The sequence below is a fragment of the Catellatospora tritici genome, from assembly GCF_019083965.1.
GTDB classification, from domain to species: Bacteria; Actinomycetota; Actinomycetes; order Mycobacteriales; family Micromonosporaceae; genus Catellatospora; species Catellatospora tritici.
Genome location: NZ_JAHRCY010000008.1, coordinates 190,872 through 208,707, shown reverse-complemented (window position 1 = coordinate 208,707; position 17,836 = coordinate 190,872). Strand labels below are relative to the sequence as shown.

At 71.6% G+C, this 17,836-nt stretch carries 13 protein-coding genes; 9 read left to right on the top strand and 4 right to left on the bottom strand.

Translation table 11 applies throughout. From position 1 onward, the window contains the following. Positions 1–33 precede the first annotated feature (33 nt). Both KUA19_RS20040 and priA read left to right on the top strand, forming a co-directional pair. Positions 34–366 (top strand): hypothetical protein, encoded by a 333-nt coding sequence (locus KUA19_RS20040; protein ID WP_217397681.1) that lies wholly within the window; start codon positions 34–36, stop codon positions 364–366. Continuing rightward, positions 367–1,092, top strand: a complete 726-nt coding sequence (priA, locus tag KUA19_RS20035) for a bifunctional 1-(5-phosphoribosyl)-5-((5-phosphoribosylamino)methylideneamino)imidazole-4-carboxamide isomerase/phosphoribosylanthranilate isomerase PriA (protein ID WP_217397679.1) — start codon at positions 367–369, stop codon at positions 1,090–1,092. It abuts the gene before it with no gap. On the opposite strand, the gene KUA19_RS20030 is transcribed toward priA, so the two are convergent. Next, the gene (locus tag KUA19_RS20030; RefSeq protein WP_217397677.1) at positions 1,089–1,997 is read right to left on the bottom strand and encodes a LysR family transcriptional regulator; all 909 of its coding nucleotides are present in this window, start codon (positions 1,995–1,997) and stop codon (positions 1,089–1,091) included. The two genes, priA and KUA19_RS20030, sit on opposite strands and share 4 nt — an antisense overlap. Positions 1,998–2,069: 72 nt before the next feature. Here KUA19_RS20030 and KUA19_RS20025 point away from each other — a divergent pair, with 72 nt between their 5' ends. Further along, the gene (locus KUA19_RS20025; RefSeq protein ID WP_217397675.1) at positions 2,070–2,990 is read left to right on the top strand and encodes an EamA family transporter; all 921 of its coding nucleotides are present in this window, start codon (positions 2,070–2,072) and stop codon (positions 2,988–2,990) included. Positions 2,991–3,057: 67 nt separating this feature from the next. Continuing rightward, on the top strand, positions 3,058–3,831 hold the full coding sequence (hisF, locus tag KUA19_RS20020; RefSeq protein WP_217397673.1) for an imidazole glycerol phosphate synthase subunit HisF: 774 nt from the start codon (positions 3,058–3,060) through the stop codon (positions 3,829–3,831). A 352-nt stretch (positions 3,832–4,183) separates the two neighbouring features. On the opposite strand, the gene KUA19_RS20015 is transcribed toward hisF, so the two are convergent. Beyond that, complete coding sequence (locus KUA19_RS20015) at positions 4,184–4,915, bottom strand: Bax inhibitor-1/YccA family protein (RefSeq protein ID WP_254549773.1); 732 nt, start codon at positions 4,913–4,915, stop codon at positions 4,184–4,186. A 171-nt stretch (positions 4,916–5,086) separates the two neighbouring features. On the opposite strand from KUA19_RS20015, the gene KUA19_RS20010 reads away from it, so the two are divergent. The 4 genes from KUA19_RS20010 to KUA19_RS19995 are packed head-to-tail and all read left to right on the top strand — an operon-like array spanning position 5,087 to position 13,112. Continuing rightward, positions 5,087–8,254, top strand: a complete 3,168-nt coding sequence (locus tag KUA19_RS20010) for an efflux RND transporter permease subunit (protein WP_217397671.1) — start codon at positions 5,087–5,089, stop codon at positions 8,252–8,254. An 11-nt stretch (positions 8,255–8,265) separates the two neighbouring features. Beyond that, on the top strand, positions 8,266–8,748 hold the full coding sequence (locus KUA19_RS20005; protein ID WP_217397669.1) for a hypothetical protein: 483 nt from the start codon (positions 8,266–8,268) through the stop codon (positions 8,746–8,748). Positions 8,749–8,761: 13 nt separating this feature from the next. Beyond that, a complete protein-coding gene (locus KUA19_RS20000) occupies positions 8,762–12,382 on the top strand; it encodes an efflux RND transporter permease subunit (RefSeq protein ID WP_217397667.1) in 3,621 nt (1,206 codons plus the stop codon). Next, the gene (locus KUA19_RS19995; protein WP_217397665.1) at positions 12,375–13,112 is read left to right on the top strand and encodes a phosphatase PAP2 family protein; all 738 of its coding nucleotides are present in this window, start codon (positions 12,375–12,377) and stop codon (positions 13,110–13,112) included. Before KUA19_RS20000 ends, KUA19_RS19995 begins: the two co-directional genes overlap by 8 nt. A gap of 494 nt (positions 13,113–13,606) precedes the next feature. Here KUA19_RS19995 and yczE read toward each other — a convergent pair whose 3' ends face one another. Continuing rightward, positions 13,607–14,245, bottom strand: coding sequence for a membrane protein YczE (yczE, locus tag KUA19_RS19990; RefSeq protein WP_217397975.1), 639 nt, complete (start codon positions 14,243–14,245; stop codon positions 13,607–13,609). Positions 14,246–14,423: 178 nt separating this feature from the next. Between yczE and yczR the strand changes: the two genes are divergently transcribed. Continuing rightward, positions 14,424–15,875: a MocR-like transcription factor YczR gene (gene yczR / locus KUA19_RS19985; RefSeq protein WP_217397663.1), complete on the top strand. Its 1,452-nt coding sequence runs from the start codon at positions 14,424–14,426 to the stop codon at positions 15,873–15,875. A 93-nt stretch (positions 15,876–15,968) separates the two neighbouring features. Here the strand turns inward: yczR and KUA19_RS19980 are convergent, their stop codons facing one another. Continuing rightward, entirely contained in the window at positions 15,969–17,792 is a 1,824-nt protein-coding gene (locus KUA19_RS19980) for an AMP-dependent synthetase/ligase (RefSeq protein ID WP_217397661.1), read from the bottom strand. Between the last annotated feature and the right edge of the window lie 44 nt (positions 17,793–17,836).

Sequence of the window (17,836 nt, the reverse complement as noted above, 5' to 3'; positions counted from 1 at the left end):
CCGGCGGGCAGTGGTGATGATGCGGGTGATCCGGTGAGCAAGGAGCGCAAGCTGCGCCGTGAGGCGCGCGAGCTGGCCGCGCGCCAGGCGCAGGAGGCAGAGGCCCGACGTGCGACGCGGCGGCTGGCCCGGCGTGAGCTGTGGCGCCGGATCACGCTGTACGACCTGCGCCGCCGCAGCAACGGCAAGCTGTCCGTCGGGCAGACCCGGGCCCAACGCGCGATCGTGGCCGTGTTCGTGCTGGTGTCCCTGTTCGCGATCTGGCAGCTGGTGCCGTCGGTCGAGCTCGCCGTCGTGCTCACCCTGGTGCTGCTGCTGACCCTGCCCGTGTTCGTACTGGTCGCATTCGATCGAAGGAGTTCCTAGATGGCACTGGACCTGCTGCCCGCCGTGGACGTCGCCGGCGGTCAGGCGGTGCGCCTGGTGCAGGGCGCCGCCGGCACCGAGACGTCGTACGGCGACCCGCTGGCCGCCGCGCTGGACTTCCAGCGGGCCGGGGCGCAGTGGATCCACCTGGTCGACCTCGACGCCGCCTTCGGCCGGGGCTCGAACGCCGAGCTGCTCGCCGACGTGGTGCGCCGCCTGGACGTGAAGGTGGAGCTGTCCGGCGGCATCCGCGACGACGCGTCGCTGACCGCCGCCCTGGGCACCGGCGCCGCCCGGGTGAACATCGGCACCGCCGCGCTGGAGGACCCGCAGTGGTGCGACCGCGTCGTCGGCGAGTACGGCGACCGGGTCGCCATAGGGCTGGACGTGCGCGGCCGTACGCTGTCGGCGCGCGGCTGGACCCGCGACGGCGGCGACCTGTACGAGGTGCTGGCCCGTCTCGACAAGGCCGGCTGCTCCCGGTATGTCGTCACCGACATCCTCAAGGACGGCATGCTCCAGGGCCCGAACCTGGACCTGCTGCGCGACGTGTGCGCCGCCACGCCCGCCCCGGTGATCGCCTCCGGTGGCGTGTCCACCCTGGACGACCTGCGCGCCCTGGCCACCCTGGCGCCGATCGGCGTCGAGGGCGTCATCACCGGCAAGGCCATCTACGCGGGCGCCTTCACCGTCGAAGAGGCGCTGGCCGCCCTCGCGGAGGCCTAGGCGGGCAGACCGGCGGTGGTGCGGGAGTGCCAGGCGCGGGTCAGGGCGTCGATGACGGCGGCCACGGCGGGGCGGTGATCGGCGGCGCCCCGCCAGACCACACTGACGCGGCGGGTCGGCACCGGGTCGAGCGGGACCACCGCGGTGCCCGGGACGGCGGCGATGCGGGCCAGACGAGGGATCAGCGCGACGCCCAGGCCCGCCGCGACCAGCGAGAACTGGCTCTCGAACTCGCCGACGAGAAAGTCGGGCTTGAGCCCCGGCAGGATGCGGATCAGCCAGTCGTGGCAGATGGTGCCCTCCGGCGAGGCGATCCACCGTTCGGCGGCCGCCTTCTCCAGCGGCACCGGACCGGCGGCGGCCAGCGGATGACCCGCGGGCACGATCAGGTCGGCGGCGTCCTCGCCCAGCGATCGCGCGGACACGCCCGGCGGCAGCACCAGCCGCACCTCTCGCCAGTCGTCGATCACCGCGAGGTCCACCCGCCCCTGGTCCAGGGCCTGCAGGCCCTCGTACGGGTTGCACTCGACCAGTTGCGGGCGCAGCCGGGGGTGCTCGGCGGCGAGCAGGGCCAGGGCCGGGGGCAGTAGTCCCCGGCAGGCGGTGGCGAAGCTGGCGATGGTGAGGGTGCCCGCGACCTCGCCCCGGTAGGCGTCCAGTGCCGCCGCGGCGGCGTCGGCGGCGGCCAGCACGGTCGCGGCGTGTTCGGCGAGCAGCCGTCCCGCGCCGCTCAGGCGCAGGCCCCGGCCGTCCCGGTGGCACAGTGTGGTGCCCGCCTCGCGTTCGAGCTTGGCCAGCTGCTGCGAGACGGCCGACGGGGTGCAGTGCAGCGCGGACGCGGCGGCGTGGACGGTGCCGTGCCGGGCGAGGGCGTCGAGGGCGCGCAGACGGCCTAGGTCGAACATGTAGCCATACTAAACGAATCGTGAAGAACTATTCGCTGGTGCTTCATAATAGCGGCGGGTCACGATCGGCACATGCGACCCAGAGACATCCTGCTGGCGGTGGCCGTGGCCGCCGCGTGGGGCTTCAACTTCGTGGCGATCGAGGCCGGACTGGACCGGATGCCGCCGCTGCTGTTCTGCGCGCTGCGCTTCGGGCTGGCCGCCGTACCGGCCGTGTTCTTCGTCGGACGGCCGCAGGTCGCCTGGCGCTGGGTGATCGCGGTCGGCCTGATCCTGGGCGTGGTCAAGTTCTCGCTGCTGTTCGCCGGTGTCGCCGCGGGCCTGCCCGCCGGTCTCTCCTCCCTGGTGCTGCAGAGCCAGGCGATCTTCACCACCGTGTTCGCGGTGGCGCTGCTGCGGGAGCGTCCCGCCCTGCGCCAGTGGGCGGGCCTGGCCATCGCCGTGCTCGGCGTGGCCGTGGTCGCCGCCCGGCTCGGCACCGACCGCCCCGTCGAAGGGTTCGTGCTGGTCCTGGCCGCCGCCGTGGCCTGGGGCCTGTCCAACGTGGTGATGCGCCGGGCAGCGCCGCCGGACATGCTGCGCTTCATGGTGTGGGTGTCGGCGGTCGCCACCCTGCCGCTGTTCGGGCTGTCGTTGCTGATCGAGGGTCCGGACCGGATCGGCCCGGCGCTGCGCGGTCTCGACCTGACCGGGCTGGGCGCCCTGGCCTACATCGCCGCGATCTCCACCCTGGCCGGGTTCGCGGGCTGGGGCGCGCTGCTGCGCCGGTACGGCGCCGCGAGCGTGGCCCCGTTCTCGATGCTGGTGCCCTTCTTCGGGATGAGCTCGGCGGCGCTGCTGCTCGACGAGCCCCTGCACGCCACCGACCTGCTCGCGGGCGCGCTGGTGATCGGCGGGGTGCTGCTGGGCGCGGCCCGCCGGTCCCACCAACCGGTCCCGGCGCCGGGCGTCGTCACCGCCCCGGTCGCCGCCCAGGTAGCGTCGACGGCATGATCGAGCTCGGCGGGCGCGACCGGTCACCGGACTCTCGCGCCGCCGACCGGCGCAGCGAGGAGAAGGCATGAGCGTCGCGGTGCGAGTCATCCCCTGTCTGGACGTGGACGCCTCCGGGCGGGTCGTCAAAGGCGTCCACTTCGTCGACATGCGCGACGCGGGCGACCCGGTGGAGCTGGCCGCCGCGTACGGGCAGGCCGGGGCCGACGAACTGACGTTCCTGGACGTGGCCGCCTCGGCGCAGGGGCGCGGCACGATCCTCGACGTGGTGCGGCGTACCGCCGAGACGGTGTTCATCCCGCTGACCGTCGGCGGCGGGGTGCGCTCGGCCGAGGACGTGGACGTGCTGCTGCGCGCCGGGGCGGACAAGGTCGGGGTGAACACGGCCGCGATCCGGCGCCCCGAGGTGATCACGGAGATCAGCCAGCGGTTCGGCAACCAGGTGCTGGTGCTGTCGCTGGACGTGCGCCGGGTCGCCGACGCGCCGTACGCGCCGAGCGGGTTCGAGGTGACCACGCACGGCGGGCGGCAGTCGGCCGAGATCGACGCGATCGAGTGGGCGCGCCGGGTCGAGGAACTGGGCGCGGGGGAGATCCTGCTCAACTCGATGGACGCCGACGGCACCAAGGACGGATTCGACTTGGAGCTGATCCGGCAGGTGCGCGCGGTGGTGGACATCCCGGTGATCGCCTCCGGCGGCGCGGGCAAGGCGGCCGACTTCCCGCCCGCGGTCACCGCCGGCGCCGACGCGGTGCTGGCCGCCAGCGTCTTCCACTTCGGCGACGTCGCGATCAGCGAGGTCAAGACCGCACTGCGCACCAGCGGCCACGCCGTCCGCTGACGCGGACCTGGCGTCGGCTGGCGCGGACCTGGCCTCGGCTGGCGCGGACCTGGCGTCGGCTGGCGCGGACCTGGCCTCGGCTGGCGCGGACCTGGCGTCGGCTGGCGCGGACCTGGCCTCGGCTGGCGCTGAACCGCTGTCGGCTGACGCGGAGTCGCCGTGGGCTGACGCAGAGCCGCCGGTCACGAAGCGTGATCCGGAATCGTGGACGCGGGGTGCTGCTATAGCGACACCCAGCGTCCACGATTCCGGATCATCGGCCGAGGCCGCCCACCCCTGCGCCGGGACTGCGTCAGCAAGGGGCCCTTCTGCTACGGAAAGCGATAAGAAGGGGCCCTTCCTTACCTCAAGGTCAGCGGCCGCGGACGTAGCTGAGCAGGCGGATGATCTGCCAGTACAGGAAGATCAGCCCCACCAGCAGTCCGAACGCCAGGTACCAGCCGTACCGGGCGGGCAGGCCGCCGTTCACCGCCCGCTCGACCTGGTCGAAGTCGACGATGAAGGTCAGCGCGCCGACCACGATGCAGATGAGCGCGAAGACGATGCCCGCGGTGCCGGGCTTGTAGATGCCCAGGCCGGTGCCGAACAGCCGCAGCACTAAGTCGACCAGTGACAGCAGCAGGATGCCGACCAGTGAGCCGACGATGATCTGCGTGAACCGCTTCGTGGCGCGCAGGATCCGCATCCGGTAGAGCAGCGCCATCGCCAGGAACACCCCGAAGGTGCCGATCACCGCCTGCACCACGATGCCGGGGAACTGCTGCTCCAGCTCCCGGCTGACCACGCCCAGGAAGACGCCCTGCAGCACGGCGTACCCGCCGATGACGAACGGGTTGGTGATCTGTTTGAACGTGATCACCAGGACCAGCACCAGGGTGGCCAGGGTCGAGCCGAGCACGGCCAGCCCGGTCCAGCCGGGGGAGTGCAGCAGGTTCCACGACAGCGCGGCCGCGATGACGGTGACGGCGACCAGCACGAAGGTGCGTCCGGCCACACCGTCCACAGTGGCCCGTCCGACCTCCCGGCGTTCCAGGACCGGCGGGTTCAGCGGCCGGGTCAGCACCGGATTGGAGCTCTGCATCATGTCGCTGTCATCCCCCTGTATGCCACCTGGACGTCTCCTGGAACTTATCGGAATTCTCCGAATTGGCGCTTGGAACCCATTATGTGAGTAAGTTTCCCACTATGCGCCTGGTACGTGGGGCTGCTTCGTCCGGACCGCGCCTGACGGCGCCTCGGCGGGGAGCGTGAGGTCATGATGCGGTGGCTGGTGCGGGCGAGCCTGCGCTTCCGATTGTTGATCATTCCGCTCGCGGCGGCGCTGCTCGTGCTCGGCGCGGTCCGGCTCAAGAGCGCCCCGCGCGACGTGTTGCCGGAGTTCACCGCCCCCCGGGTGGAGGTGCAGACCGAGGCGCTGGGGCTGTCGGCCACCGAGGTGGAGCAGCTGATCACCGTCCCGCTGGAGTCGGACCTGCTCAACGGCGTGGCCTGGCTCGACGACATCAACTCCGAATCGGTGCCGGGGCTGTCCTCCATTGAGATGATCTTCGAACCGGGCACCGACGTGTTCCGGGCCCGGCAGATGGTCCAGGAGCGCCTCACCCAGGCCCACGCGCTGCCCAATGTGTCCAGCCCGCCGGTGATGCTCCAGCCGCTGTCGTCCACCAACCGCGTGATGATGGTGGGCCTGACCGCGAAGGACCTGTCGCTCACCGAGATGTCGGTGCTGGCCCGCTGGGTGGTCAAGCCGCGGCTGACCGGCGTGCCCGGCGTGGCCAACGTGTCCGTCTGGGGCCACCGCGAGCGCCAGTTGCAGGTGCAGGTCGACCCCGAGAAGCTGCGCGCCAACGGCGTGACGCTGAACCAGGTCGTGTCCACGGCGGGCAACTCGCTGTGGGTGTCGCCGCTGACCTTCCTGGAGGCGTCGACCCCGGGCACCGGCGGTTTCATCGACACGCCCAACCAGCGGCTGGGCATCCAGCACATTCTGCCGATCCGTACGCCGGAGGACCTGGCCCAGGTGACGATCGAGGACCAGGCGTCGGGCAAGCGGCTGCGCCTGGGCGACGTGGCGACCGTGGTCGAAGACCACCAGCCGCTGATCGGCGACGCCCTGGTGTCCGGCGGACCGGGTCTGATGCTGGTCGTGGAGAAGTTCCCCAACGCCGACACGGTCGAGGTGTCGCGCGGCGTCGAGGCGGCGCTGGAGTCGCTGCGGCCCGGCCTGACCGGCATCCAGGTCGACTCCGAGATGTACCGGCCGGCGACTTTCATCGACCACGCGCTGGGCAATGTCGGCCTGGCCGCGCTGCTCGGGCTGGTGCTGCTGGCGCTGGTGCTGATCCTGCTGCTGTGGGAGTGGCGGGCCGCGCTGATCACGTTCCTCGCGGTGGTGCTGTCGGTCGCGCTGGCGTGGGTGGTGCTGAGTCTGGCCGGGTACGGCCTGACGTTCATGCTCATCGCCGGAGTGCTGGTCGGACTGGTCTTCGCGGTCGCCGACGCGGTCGGCGACACCATGCACCTGTCCCGGCGCCTGCGCGAGCGCCGCATCGCCCGGCGCGACACCGGGCAGGAGATCTCGGCGGGCCGGACCATCCTGGACGCGGCGCTCGAGGTGCGCGGCCCGATGACGTACGCGACGCTGATCATCCTGGTCGCGGCCGCGCCGCTGCTGCTGCTCCCGGAGCTGACCGGGCTGTTCTTCCGGCCGCTGGTGCTGGCGTTCGTCGCGGTGGTGCTCGCCTCGTCGCTGGTGTCGCTGACGTTCACGCCCGCGATGGCGGCGGTGCTGCTGCGCGAGGCGCCGCTGGAGCGGCACCGGTCGCCGGTGCTGAGCTGGTGGCACCGGGTCTACGCCGACGGGCTCGCCGCGGTGCTGCGCGGCCCGGCGCTGGTGTACGGCCTGGCCGGGCTGGTGCTGCTCGGCGGGGCGGTGGCGCTGCTGCAGCCGCTGGCCCAGTCGGCCATCCCGGCGCTGCGCGAGCGCAACCTGCTGGTCCAGTGGGACGCGGTGCCGGGCACGTCGGCCCAGGAGATGACCCGGGTCACCGAGCGGGCCAGCCAGGAGCTGCGGGCCATCCCGGGGGTACGCGACGTCGGCGCGCACCTGGGCCGGGCGATCGCCTCCGACCAGGTCGTCAACGTCGACTCCGGGGAGCTGTGGGTGACCCTCGAACCCGGCGCCCACTACGACCGGACGCGCCAGGCGGTCAGCGAGCTGGTGGCCAGCTACCCGGGGCTGGACACCGACGTGGTCACGTACCCGGAGCAGCGGATCACGCAGCTGCTGTCCGGCGCCGACGACGCGATCGTGGTCCGCGTCTACGGTCAGGACCTGAACGTGCTCAAGGCCAAGGCCGTCGAGGTGCGCGACCTGCTCGGCGGGATCGACGGCGTGGTGAACCCGCAGGCCGATCTGCCGGTCGAGCAGCCCACGGTGCAGGTCAAGGTGGACCTGGCCAAGGCGCAGCAGGCCGGGCTCAAGCCCGGTGACGTGCGCCGCGCCGCCGCGACGATGCTGTCGGGCATCCAGGTCGGCAACCTGTTCGAGGACCAGAAGGTCTTCGAAGTGGTGGTCTGGGGCACCCCGGAGGTGCGCAACAGCCTCTCCGGCGTACGCGACCTCATGATCAATACGCCGTCCGGCGGGCAGGTGCGCCTGGGTGACGTCGCCGACGTGAACGTGGTGGCCGGGCCGAACGTGATCGAACGCGACTCGGTGTCGCGCTACATCGACGTCAGCGCCGGGATCAAGGCCCGCGACTACCGGGCCGTGGTCCAGCAGGTCGACGACCGGCTGGAGCACGTGTCGTTCCCGCTCGAGCACCACGCCGAGCTGCTCGGCGCGTACGAGCACCGCATCGACGACCAGAACCGGCTGCTGCTGGCCGCGTTCGCCGCGCTGGTCCTGATCTTCCTGCTGCTGCAGGCGGCCGTCGGCAGCTGGCTGCTGTCCACGCTGCTGTTCCTGACGCTGCCGGTGGCCGTCGCGGGCGGGCTGGTCGCCGGGGCGATCGGGTCGCAGCTGACCGCGATCAGCTCACTGGCGGCGTTCATCGCCATCGCCGGGCTCAGCCTGCGGATGGTGCTGCAGCAGGTCAAGCACGCGCAGCGGCTGGAGCGCGGCACCCCGGACACGCCGGGGCTGCCGTTCGGGCCGGAACTGGTCGCCCGCGCCGCGGCCGAGCAGGCCGGACCGCTGCTGGTGAGCGTGGTCGCCACGGCCGCCGCGCTGCTGCCGGTGCTGTTGCTGGGCTGGGTGGCGGGGCTGGAGGTGCTGCGCCCGATCGTGTGGGTGCTGCTGGCCGGTCTGGTGGTGGCGCTGCTGCTGGCCCTGTTCGTGGTGCCCGCGCTGTACCTGCGGTTCGGCCGCGACAGCCTGCGCGACGAGCTGTCCCTGCCCGCCGAACCGCAGGCGATCTGAGCCCGAAGGAGATGACCGTCGTGAAGCGTTGGGGCGGCAAGTGGGACCGCTGGACCGTCATCGCCCTGGTGGTGGGCCTGTTCTTGGTCGCCGGGCTGGGGGTGGCGGCGGTGCTGCGGGAACCGGAGAGCACGGCTGCGGCGCCCAAACCGGCCAAGGTGGAGGCGCTGCCGGGCCGTACCGAGAAGAAGGTCGTGCTCACCGAGGAGGGCGCGGCACGGCTGGGCCTGCAGACGCAGCCGGTCGCGGCGGCCACGGCCGGCAAGCGCGCGATCACCACCATCCCGTACTCAGCGCTGATGTACCTGCCTGACGGCACCACCTGGGCGTACACGCCAACCGACCACCCGCTGGCGTTCGTACGCCACCCGCTGACAGTGACCGCGATCCAGGGCGACAAGGTGCTGCTCGCCCAGGGCCCGGCCGCGGGCACGCCCGTGGTGACCGTGGGCGTGGCCGAGCTGTACGGCGCGGAAACCGGCGTCGGTAAGTGACGGGGCAGCGGCCATGATGCGGTGGATCGTCGGTTCCAGCCTGAAGTTCCGGGCCCTGGTGGTCGCGATCGCCTGCGGCCTGATGTTCTTCGGCGTCGGGCAGCTGCGCGACATGCCGGTGGACGTCTTCCCGGAGTTCGCCCCGCCCCGGGTGGAGATCCAGACGCCCAGCCTGGGCCTGTCCGCGGCTGAGGTCGAATCGCTGGTCACCGTGCCGCTGGAGCAGGCGCTCAACGGCGTCGAAGGGCTGGACGCGATCCGGTCCAAGTCGGTGCCGCAGCTGTCGTCGATCGTGCTCATCTTCAAGCCCGGCACCGACCTGCTGCGGGCTCGGCAGCTGGTCTCCGAGCGCCTCAACGACGTGACCGCCACCCTGCCGACCTGGGCCAGCCCGCCGTTCATGCTGCAACCGCTGTCGTCGACCAGCCGCGTCATGAAGATCGGGCTGTCCTCGCCGGACCGGTCGCTGATCGACCTGTCGATGATCTCGTACTGGACCATCCGCAACCGCCTGCTGCGCGTGCCCGGCGTCGCCAACGTCGCCATCTGGGGCGAGCGCATCCAGATGATGCAGGTCCAGGTCGACCCGGCGCGGATGAAGCAGCACGACGTGACCCTGGACGAGGTCATGGAGGTGACCGCGAACGCGCTCGACTCCGGCCTGCTGCGCTACTCCGCGGGCGCCGTCGTCGGCACCGGCGGCCACCTGGACACGCCCAACCAGCGCATGCCGATCCAGCACGTGCTGCCCATCGTGCTGCCGTCCGACCTGGCCCAGGTGCCGGTGGCCGAACGCGACGGCCAGACCGTCAAGCTGTCCGACGTCGCCACCATCACCGAGGACCACCAGCCGCTCATCGGCGACGCCGTCATCAACGGCGGCCCCGGCCTGATGCTGATCGTCGAGAAGCTGCCCTGGGGCAACACGCTGGAGGTCACCCAGGGCGTCGAGGAGGCGATGAAGGAACTCGCGCCCGGCCTGACCGGCATCGACGTCGACACCACGATCTTCCGGCCGGCCACCTTCGTGGAGACCGCCATCGGCAACCTGGGCCGCGCCCTGGCGCTGGGCTGCCTGCTGGTCGTGCTGGTGCTGGCCCTGTTCCTGTTCGAGTGGCGTACCGCGCTGATCAGCCTGATCGCCATCCCGCTGTCGCTGACCGCCGCGACCCTGCTGCTCAACGCGTTCGGGTTCGGCATCAACACCATGATCCTCGCCGGGCTGGTGATCGCCGTCGGCGTGGTCGTCGACGACGCGATCATCGACATCGAGAACATCGTCAGACGGCTGCGCCAGACCCGGCGCGACGGCGCCGACGCTTCGCTGCGCACCACCGCCAGGACCGTGCTCGACGCGTCGCTGGAGGTCCGAGGCCCGATCGTCTACGCCACCCTGATCATCATCGCCTCGGCCGTCCCGGTGTTCTTCCTAGAGGGCCTGACCGGCTCGTTCTTCCGGCCGCTGGCGCTGGCGTACATGCTGGCGGTGCTCGCCTCGATGGTCGTGGCGCTGACGGTCACCCCGGCGCTGGCGCTGATCCTGCTGCGCAAGGCCCCGCTGGAGCGGCGCGAGTCGCCGCTGGTGCGCTGGCTGCAGCGCGGGTACACGGCGGCGCTGGCGCGCATCACCAAGCGCCCCGGGCGGGCGTATGCCCTGGTCGCGATCATCGTGCTGGCCGGGGTCGCGGTGCTGCCGGGCCTCGGCCAGGCACTGCTGCCCTCGTTCAAGGAACGCGACTTCCTGATGCACTGGGTCACCGAGCCGGGCGCCTCGCACCCGGAGGAGGTGCGCATCACCCAGCAGGCCAGCAAGGACCTGATGGCCATTCCGGGGGTACGCAACTTCGGCGCCCACATCGGCCAGGCGCTCATCGCCGACGAGGTCGTGGGCGTCAACTTCGGCGAGAACTGGATCAGCGTCGACCCGTCGGCCGACTACGACACCACGCTGAAGAAGATCGAAGCCGTGGTGCAGAGCTACCCGGGCCTGCGTCGCGACGTGCAGACCTACCTCAAGGAGCGGGTGCGCGAGGTGCTGTCCGGCGCGGGCGACGCGGTCGTGGTGCGCATCTACGGCGAGGACCTGAAGACCATGAAGGCACAGGCCGAGCAGGTGCGCGACATCCTGGGCGGCATCGACGGCGTGGTCGACGAGCACATCTCGCTGCAGGCCGACGTGCCACAGGTGCAGGTCGAGGTGGACCTGGCCAAGGCGCAGGCGCTCGGGATCAAACCCGGTGACGTACGCCGCGCCGCCGCCACGCTGATGGCCGGGGAAGAGGTCGGCGACATCTTCCGCGACGGCAAGGCATACGACGTCAACGTGTGGAGCACGCCCGCGACCAGGCAGAATGTCGACTCGATCAAGCAGTTGCCGATCGACGTGCCCGGTGGCGGCACGGTGCCGCTGAGCGAGGTGGCCTCCGTCAAGGTCGCCGCGACGCCCAACCAGATCGAGCACGACGCCGCCTCCCGCAAGATCGATGTCGGCGCCAACGTGCACGGCCGCGACCTCGGCTCGGTCGTCAACGAGCTGGAGACCAAGATGGCCGAGCAGGTCGACTTCCCGCGCGGCTACCACGCCGAACTGCTCGGCGAGTACGCCGAACGGCAGGCCGCCCAGAAGCGGCTGCTGCTGTTCGCCGTACTGGCCGTGGTGGCGATCTTCTTCCTGCTCCAGGCGTCGTACGACAGCTGGCGGCTGGCCCTGCTGTCCTTCCTCACCCTGCCCTCGGCCCTGGTCGGCGGCGTGCTCGCCGCCTTCCTCACCGGCGGTCTGATCACGCTCGGGTCGCTGGTGGGCTTCTTCACCGTGCTCGGCATCGCCGCCCGCAACGGCATCCTGCTGATCAACCACTTCCAGCACCTGGAACGGGAAGAGGGCGAGCCGTTCGGCCTGGGCCTGGTGCTGCGCGGGGCCAAGGAGCGGCTCTCGCCGATCCTGATGACCACCCTGGCGACCGGGCTGGCGCTGGTGCCGCTGGTCGCGCTCGGCGACATCCCCGGGCACGAGATCGAGCACCCGATGGCCGTGGTCATCCTTGGCGGGCTGGTCACCTCGACCCTGCTCAACCTGTTCGTCCTGCCCGCGCTGTACCTGCGCTTCGGCAAGGGCAAGGCGGGCCGGGCCTCGGCGACGACCGCCCCGGACGGGCCGCTGCCGTCCGGCGCCCCGGGCCGCCCGGCCACCGCCGACGGCACCGCCGCCTTCACCGCCACCGTCGCGGCTGCCTTCCCGGTCACCTTCAACGCCGCCTTCGCGGTCGCCTTCACGGTCGGCTTCGGCGCCGCCTTCGCGGTCGGCTTTGCCGCCTTCACCGCTGCCTTTGCGGCTGCCTTCGTGGTCGGCTTGGCCGCTGCCTATGCGGCGGCCTGGGCCGTCGGCTTCGCTGCTGTCTGCGCTGCCGCCCGCGCGGCTGCCTGCGCCGCGTGGCTTCATGATCGCCGTTTGTGGTCCGGACGCTGGTGGGAACCTGAGTTGATGGCCGCGATCGGCGATCTCCGGCGGAATGTGATCGGAAGAGTCGACCGGGGCACCAGACGGCGGGCGCGGGCGACCGGCGTGACGGCGGCGGCGCTGGCCCGGTTGTCCAGGTATCTCACCGGCTGCTACGGGAGGGTGTGCGTTGCCTGATCGTCTGCTGCGGCGTTGGCTGGCTCTCGGCGCCGCAGCTGTCGTGCTCGCGGCCTGGGTGTTCGGTTCGCTCGCCGACGACCTGGCGGCCCAGGACGAATCCGGAAGTACGGACCCCGCGGTCACCGGCTGGCTGGTCGCGCACCGTACCGGCTGGCTCACGAACTGCCTGCAGCTGCTTACCTGGCTGGGCAGCGGCTGGGTCACCATCCCACTGCTGCTGGCCACCGCGGTCGCCATTCCGCTCTGGCGCTCGCGGCGGTGGACGGCGCTGCTGGCGATCGTGGTGACCGTGGGCGCCGCCGCGCTGGTCAGCGTGGCCAAGCTGGCCCTGGCCCGAGCCCGGCCCGAGGTGTCCGAGGCGCTGACCGCCGCAGGCGGCTACGCGTTCCCGTCCGGGCACACCGCCCAGGCGGCCGCCGCCTACGGCCTGCTCGCCCTGCTGATCTCCCTACGGGTACGCGGCCGCGCCCGGGTCGCGGTGTGGCTGGGGGCCGGGCTGGTGGTGCTGCTGGTGGCCTTCTCCCGGGTGTATCTGGGCGTGCACTGGCTCACCGACGTCATCGGCGGGGCCGCGCTCGGCGCCGCCTGGCTGGTGACGGTGATCGCCACCGCGTGCCTGCTCAGCCGCCGCTACGTCTGGCGCCCGACCGCCACCGCTCCGCTGTCAGGAGACCCGGACCCCGAACCCGACCCCCTGCCGCAGCCGAACCGACGCCCTCACCCCTGACACGGCCGAAACGGTGTTGCCACCCCTGGCCCGGCCGGAACGACGCCGCCACCCCTGGTGGAGCAGGACTGACTTCGTCACCTTTCACGTCACCGGCTGGCCGTGTCGCGCCTTGGCGCAGCGCGACCCCGATTGCCGGACCGACTCGGCTTGTGCGCGCCACCAGGGTCGTCGCGACCGTTGATGATCTTGTGTGGTCGGCATGATCCCTAATCGTGGACGCTGGGTGTCGCTATAGCAGCACCCAGCGTCCACGATTAGGGATCATCATGCTGCCACCCCCGCCGCGCCGCGCCGCCCCACCCGGATCGGCGTGCACTTTCGGGGAAACTGCGCGAACGCTGCTCAAGATTTGTGCACCTTCCCCGAAACTGCATGCGCTGGCCGCAGGCGGCCGCGATGCGGCCCGACGCGAAGTGCCCGGCGGGTGCGGCCGGGCGCGAAGCGGCTCGGCGGGGAGGGCCCGACGGGGAGGGCCCGACAGGGAGAGGGTGTCAGGCGGGGCAGGGTTCGGGGGTGGCGACGGGTGTGGCCGGGGCGCGACGGGGGGTGGCGGCGAGCATCGGCAGGAAGAACTGGGCCAGGGGGCCGATGGCCAGGGCGTACAGGATGGTGCCGATGCCGACGGTGCCGCCGAGCAGTGCCCCGGCCACGACCACGGTCACCTCCAGCAGGGTGCGCCAGCCGCGCAGCGACCAGCGGCGGGCGGCCAGGCCGGTCATCAGCCCGTCCCGCGGCCCCGGCCCCAGATTGGCTCCGATGTAGAGGCCACTGGCGAAGCCGCACAGCACGATCCCGCCGAGCATGAACGCCCATCGCCCGGCGACGTGGTCCAGGTCCGGCAGCAGCGGGTTCACGGCGTCGACGACCAGGCCGATGACCACGATGTTGGCGATGGTGCCGATGCCGGGTCGCTGACGCAGCGGGATCCAGCACAGCAGCACCAGCGCGCCCATGCCGATCAGCACGGTGCCGACGGTGACGCCGAGGTGGCGGGCGATGCCCTGGTGGAGCACGTCCCAGGGCTGGTTGCCGAGGTGGGCGTGGAGCATGAGGCTGATGCTGACGCCGTACGCGGCCAGACCGGCGGTGAGCTGGAGCAGGCGACGGGGCAGCCGCTCGCGCAGGGGCATGGGCGCGAGGCGGTGTCCAGTGCGGGGTGCGGCGGTTGGCATGGTCAGTGGCTTGCTTGGGCCGGTCATGTCTGCCAGTCTGGAGGCCAATTCAAGAGTCAGGAAGTGCCAATTCTCTCCAGGTGGCTTGGGTCAAATCGCTGACCTGGACGGTTGCGGCAAGAGTGGGGAGCGCGACATGAGCGTTTCGGTACGCGGCGGACAGCTCGCCCGCCTGCTAGGCCGCTGGCACGCCCTGCCCGCCCGTCGCCGCAGCCCTGACTACGCCGCGCTCGCCTCGGCCGTACGCGGACTGCTGGCCGACGGCCGGCTGCCCCTGGGCGTGCGGCTGCCCGCCGAGCGTGAGCTGGCCGAGGCGCTGGAGGTGTCGCGCACCACGGTCAGCGCCGCCTACCGCGAGTTGCGCGACTCCGGCCACCTGACCAGTCGCCGGGGCGCCGGGAGCTGGACCACACTGCCCAGCGGGCACCGGGTGGCCAGCAGCGGCCTGTGGCTGGCCGACGACGACCTGGATCTGATCGACCTGAGCTGCGCGGCGCTGGCCGCCCCGGAGTCGCTGCTGGCGGCCTCCCGGGAGGCGGTCGAGGAGCTGCCGCGCTACCTGGGCGGGGCCGGGTACCACCCGAGCGGCATCCTCGAGCTGCGCGAGGCGGTCGCCGAGCAGTACGCCGCGCGCGGCCTGCCCACCAGCCCCGAACAGATCATGATCACCAACGGGGTGCTGCACGCCCTGGACCTGATCCTGCGGCTGCAGGTGCCGGTCGGGGCGCAGGTGCTGGTGGAGTCCCCGACGTACCCGAACGCGCTGGCGGCGCTGGCCGGGCGGCGGGCCCGGATCAGCACGCACGGACTGAACGAGGGTGGCTGGGACGCCGAGCTGTTGCTGGGTGCGCTGCGGCAGACACGGCCGGGGCTGGCGTACCTGATCCCGGAGTTCCACAACCCGACCGGCCACGTGATGGGCGAGCACCTACGCGAGCAGCTGGTGGCCACGGCCCAGCGCACCGGCACCGACCTGGTCATCGACGAGTCCTTCGTCGACCTCGCCCTGGACGGGCAGCAGCTGCCACCCGCGGTGGCCTCGTACGACCGGCACGGTCGGGTGCTGACCATCGGCGGCATGAGCAAGCCGTTCTGGGGCGGGCTGCGGATCGGCTGGATCCGCGCGTCGGCCCCGATCGTGCAGCGCCTCGCGGCGGTACGCGTCGGCGTGGACACCGCCGGGCCGGTGCTGGACCAGCTGGTGGCGGTGCGGCTGCTGGCCCGTGCCGACGAGGTGATTCCACAGCGCCGGGCGCAGTTGGCCGCCCAGCGGGACGCCCTGGTCGCCGCGGTACGCGAGCACCTGCCCACCTGGCGGGTCACCGTGCCCTCGGGCGGGGTGACGCTGTGGGCGGAGCTGGACGGCCCGGTCTCCAGCGCGCTGGCGCGGGCGGTGGAGCCACTGGGGGTGCGCCTGGCACCGGGTCCGCGGTTCGGCGTCGACGGCACCCTGGAGCGCTTCGTCCGGCTGCCGTTCACGCTGCCCGTGCCGGAGCTGGTCGACGGCGTACGCCGTATCGCCGCGGCCCGCTACGACCTGGACCGCACCGGCCGTCCGCAGTGGAGCGAGCCCGCCCTGATCGCCTGAGCAGGCAGATGCTCGCCTGAGCAGTAGAACGCGAGCAAAACGGAGGGGCGGCTTGTGGCCGCCCCTCCGTACCTCACTTGCGCGGGTGCCGAGTCAGATCTCGACGAGCGATCCCTGGTACATCTTCTCGATTTCTGACGCGAAATTGGTCTCCACCGTGCGTCGTTTCAACTTCAGCGATGGGGTGATCTCTCCCGACTCGATGGTGAGATCGCGCGGCAGGATGGTGAACTTCTTGATCGTCTCCCACCGGTTCAGCTTGGCGTTCAGCTCGTCGATGTGCCCGCTGACCATGGCCTTCGCCTCGTCGGAGCCGACGATCTCGGCGTAGCTCTTGCCCTCCAGCGGGCCGCCCGCCGCCCAGCCGACGATCGACTCCGGGTCGAGCGTGACCAGCATGCTGCAGTAGTTGCGCGCGTTGCCGATCACCAGCACCTGCGAGGTGTACGGGCACAGCGCCTTGAACAGCCCCTCGATGTGGCTGGGCGCGATGTACTTGCCGCCGGAGGTCTTGACCAGGTCCTTCTTGCGGTCCGTGATCTTCAGGTACCCCGCACCGTCCAACTCGCCGATGTCGCCGGTGCGGAAGAACCCGTCCTCGGTGAAGACCGAGGCGGTCTCGTCGGGCAGGTTGTGGTAGCCGCGCATGACCGGGGCGCCGCGCAGCAGGATCTCGCCGTCCTCATCGATCTTCACTTCGAGGTCGGCCAGCACCTGGCCCACCGTGCCGATCTTCAGCTGGTTCGGGCGGTTGACGAAGTTGCCCGCGCTGCTCTCGGTCAGGCCGTAGCCCTCGCTGATGGGCAGCCCGGCGGCGGCGAAGAACTCGGCGATCGGCACCGACAGGGCGGCCGAGCCGGAGACCATGTAGCGGATGTTGCCGCCGAGGCGCTCGTGCAGCTTGACGAAGACCAGCTTGTGCGCGATGCCGTACTTGCGCTTCAGCCCGCCCGGCACCGGCTTGCCCGCCTGCTCCAGCGCGGTCTTCTCGCGGCCGACCCGCACCGCCCAGCCGAAGATCTTCGCCTTGAGGCCGCCAGCCGAGGTGGCCTGGGTGACGACCCGGTTGTAGACCTTCTCGAAGATGCGCGGCGCGGCGCACATCAGCGTCGGCCGGATCAGGCTCAGGTTGTCGATGATCTTGTCGACCCGCCCGTCGACGTACGTCGGCACGCCCACGTGCAGGATGCCGCAGATCAGCGTCTTGCCGAACGAGTGCGACAGCGGCAGCCACAGGAACTGCACGTCGGTCGGCAGCAGCACGCCGACGTCGGCCTGCGCCACGCCCTCCCAGCACCAGCCGCGGTGCAGCAGCTCGACGCCCTTCGGGCGGCCGGTGGTGCCGGAGGTGTAGATCAGGGTGGCCAGGTGCTCGGGTGCGATCCCGGCGACGATCGTGTCGACCAGGTCCGGCGTCGCGGCCAGCAGTTCGTTGCCGCGCCGCTCCAGCTCGGCCAGGGTCAGTTGCGGGATCGCGGCGCCCGGGTCGGTCTCGCCGTCGATGAGCACCACCTGGGTCAGCGTGGGCACCGCGGCCGGGTCCATCTTGGCGGCCTGGGCGGGGTTCTCGGCGAACAGCACCTTCGAGCCCGAGTCGGCGACGATGAAGCAGGCGTCCTCCGGCTCGGTGGTCGGGTAGACGGTGGTGGTCGCGGCGCTGGAGCACATGATGCCCAGGTCGGCGACGATCCAGTCGAGCCGGGTGCTGGACAGGATCGCGACGCGGTCCTCCTGCCCGACGCCCAGCGTGGTCAACCCCGCCGCGATGGCCTTGGCCCGAGCGGCGATCTGCGTCCAGGTGAACCAGACGGGCTGGCCGTCGGCGCCCGGCGCGCCGAAGGCGCGTCCGTCGGGCGACGCCGCCACCCGCCGCAGGAACATGTCCGGAATGGAACGGTACGGCACGTCGAGAGTCATGGGTGAAGGCCGCCTCTGGGGTAGGCAACGGTGACGGGGGACAC

Excerpts from the sequence above, each read along its gene's own strand:
- priA (WP_217397679.1), top strand. The coding sequence starts at position 367 with ATGGCACTGGACCTGCTGCCCGCCGTGGACGTCGCCGGCGGTCAGGCG.
- KUA19_RS20030 (WP_217397677.1), bottom strand. The coding sequence starts at position 1,997 with ATGTTCGACCTAGGCCGTCTGCGCGCCCTCGACGCCCTCGCCCGGCAC.
- KUA19_RS20025 (WP_217397675.1), top strand. The coding sequence starts at position 2,070 with ATGCGACCCAGAGACATCCTGCTGGCGGTGGCCGTGGCCGCCGCGTGG.
- hisF (WP_217397673.1), top strand. The coding sequence starts at position 3,058 with ATGAGCGTCGCGGTGCGAGTCATCCCCTGTCTGGACGTGGACGCCTCC.
- KUA19_RS20015 (WP_254549773.1), bottom strand. The coding sequence starts at position 4,915 with ATGATGCAGAGCTCCAATCCGGTGCTGACCCGGCCGCTGAACCCGCCG.
- KUA19_RS20010 (WP_217397671.1), top strand. The coding sequence starts at position 5,087 with ATGATGCGGTGGCTGGTGCGGGCGAGCCTGCGCTTCCGATTGTTGATC.
- KUA19_RS20005 (WP_217397669.1), top strand. The coding sequence starts at position 8,266 with ATGACCGTCGTGAAGCGTTGGGGCGGCAAGTGGGACCGCTGGACCGTC.
- KUA19_RS20000 (WP_217397667.1), top strand. The coding sequence starts at position 8,762 with ATGATGCGGTGGATCGTCGGTTCCAGCCTGAAGTTCCGGGCCCTGGTG.
- yczE (WP_217397975.1), bottom strand. The coding sequence starts at position 14,245 with ATGCCCCTGCGCGAGCGGCTGCCCCGTCGCCTGCTCCAGCTCACCGCC.
- yczR (WP_217397663.1), top strand. The coding sequence starts at position 14,424 with ATGAGCGTTTCGGTACGCGGCGGACAGCTCGCCCGCCTGCTAGGCCGC.
- KUA19_RS19980 (WP_217397661.1), bottom strand. The coding sequence starts at position 17,792 with ATGACTCTCGACGTGCCGTACCGTTCCATTCCGGACATGTTCCTGCGG.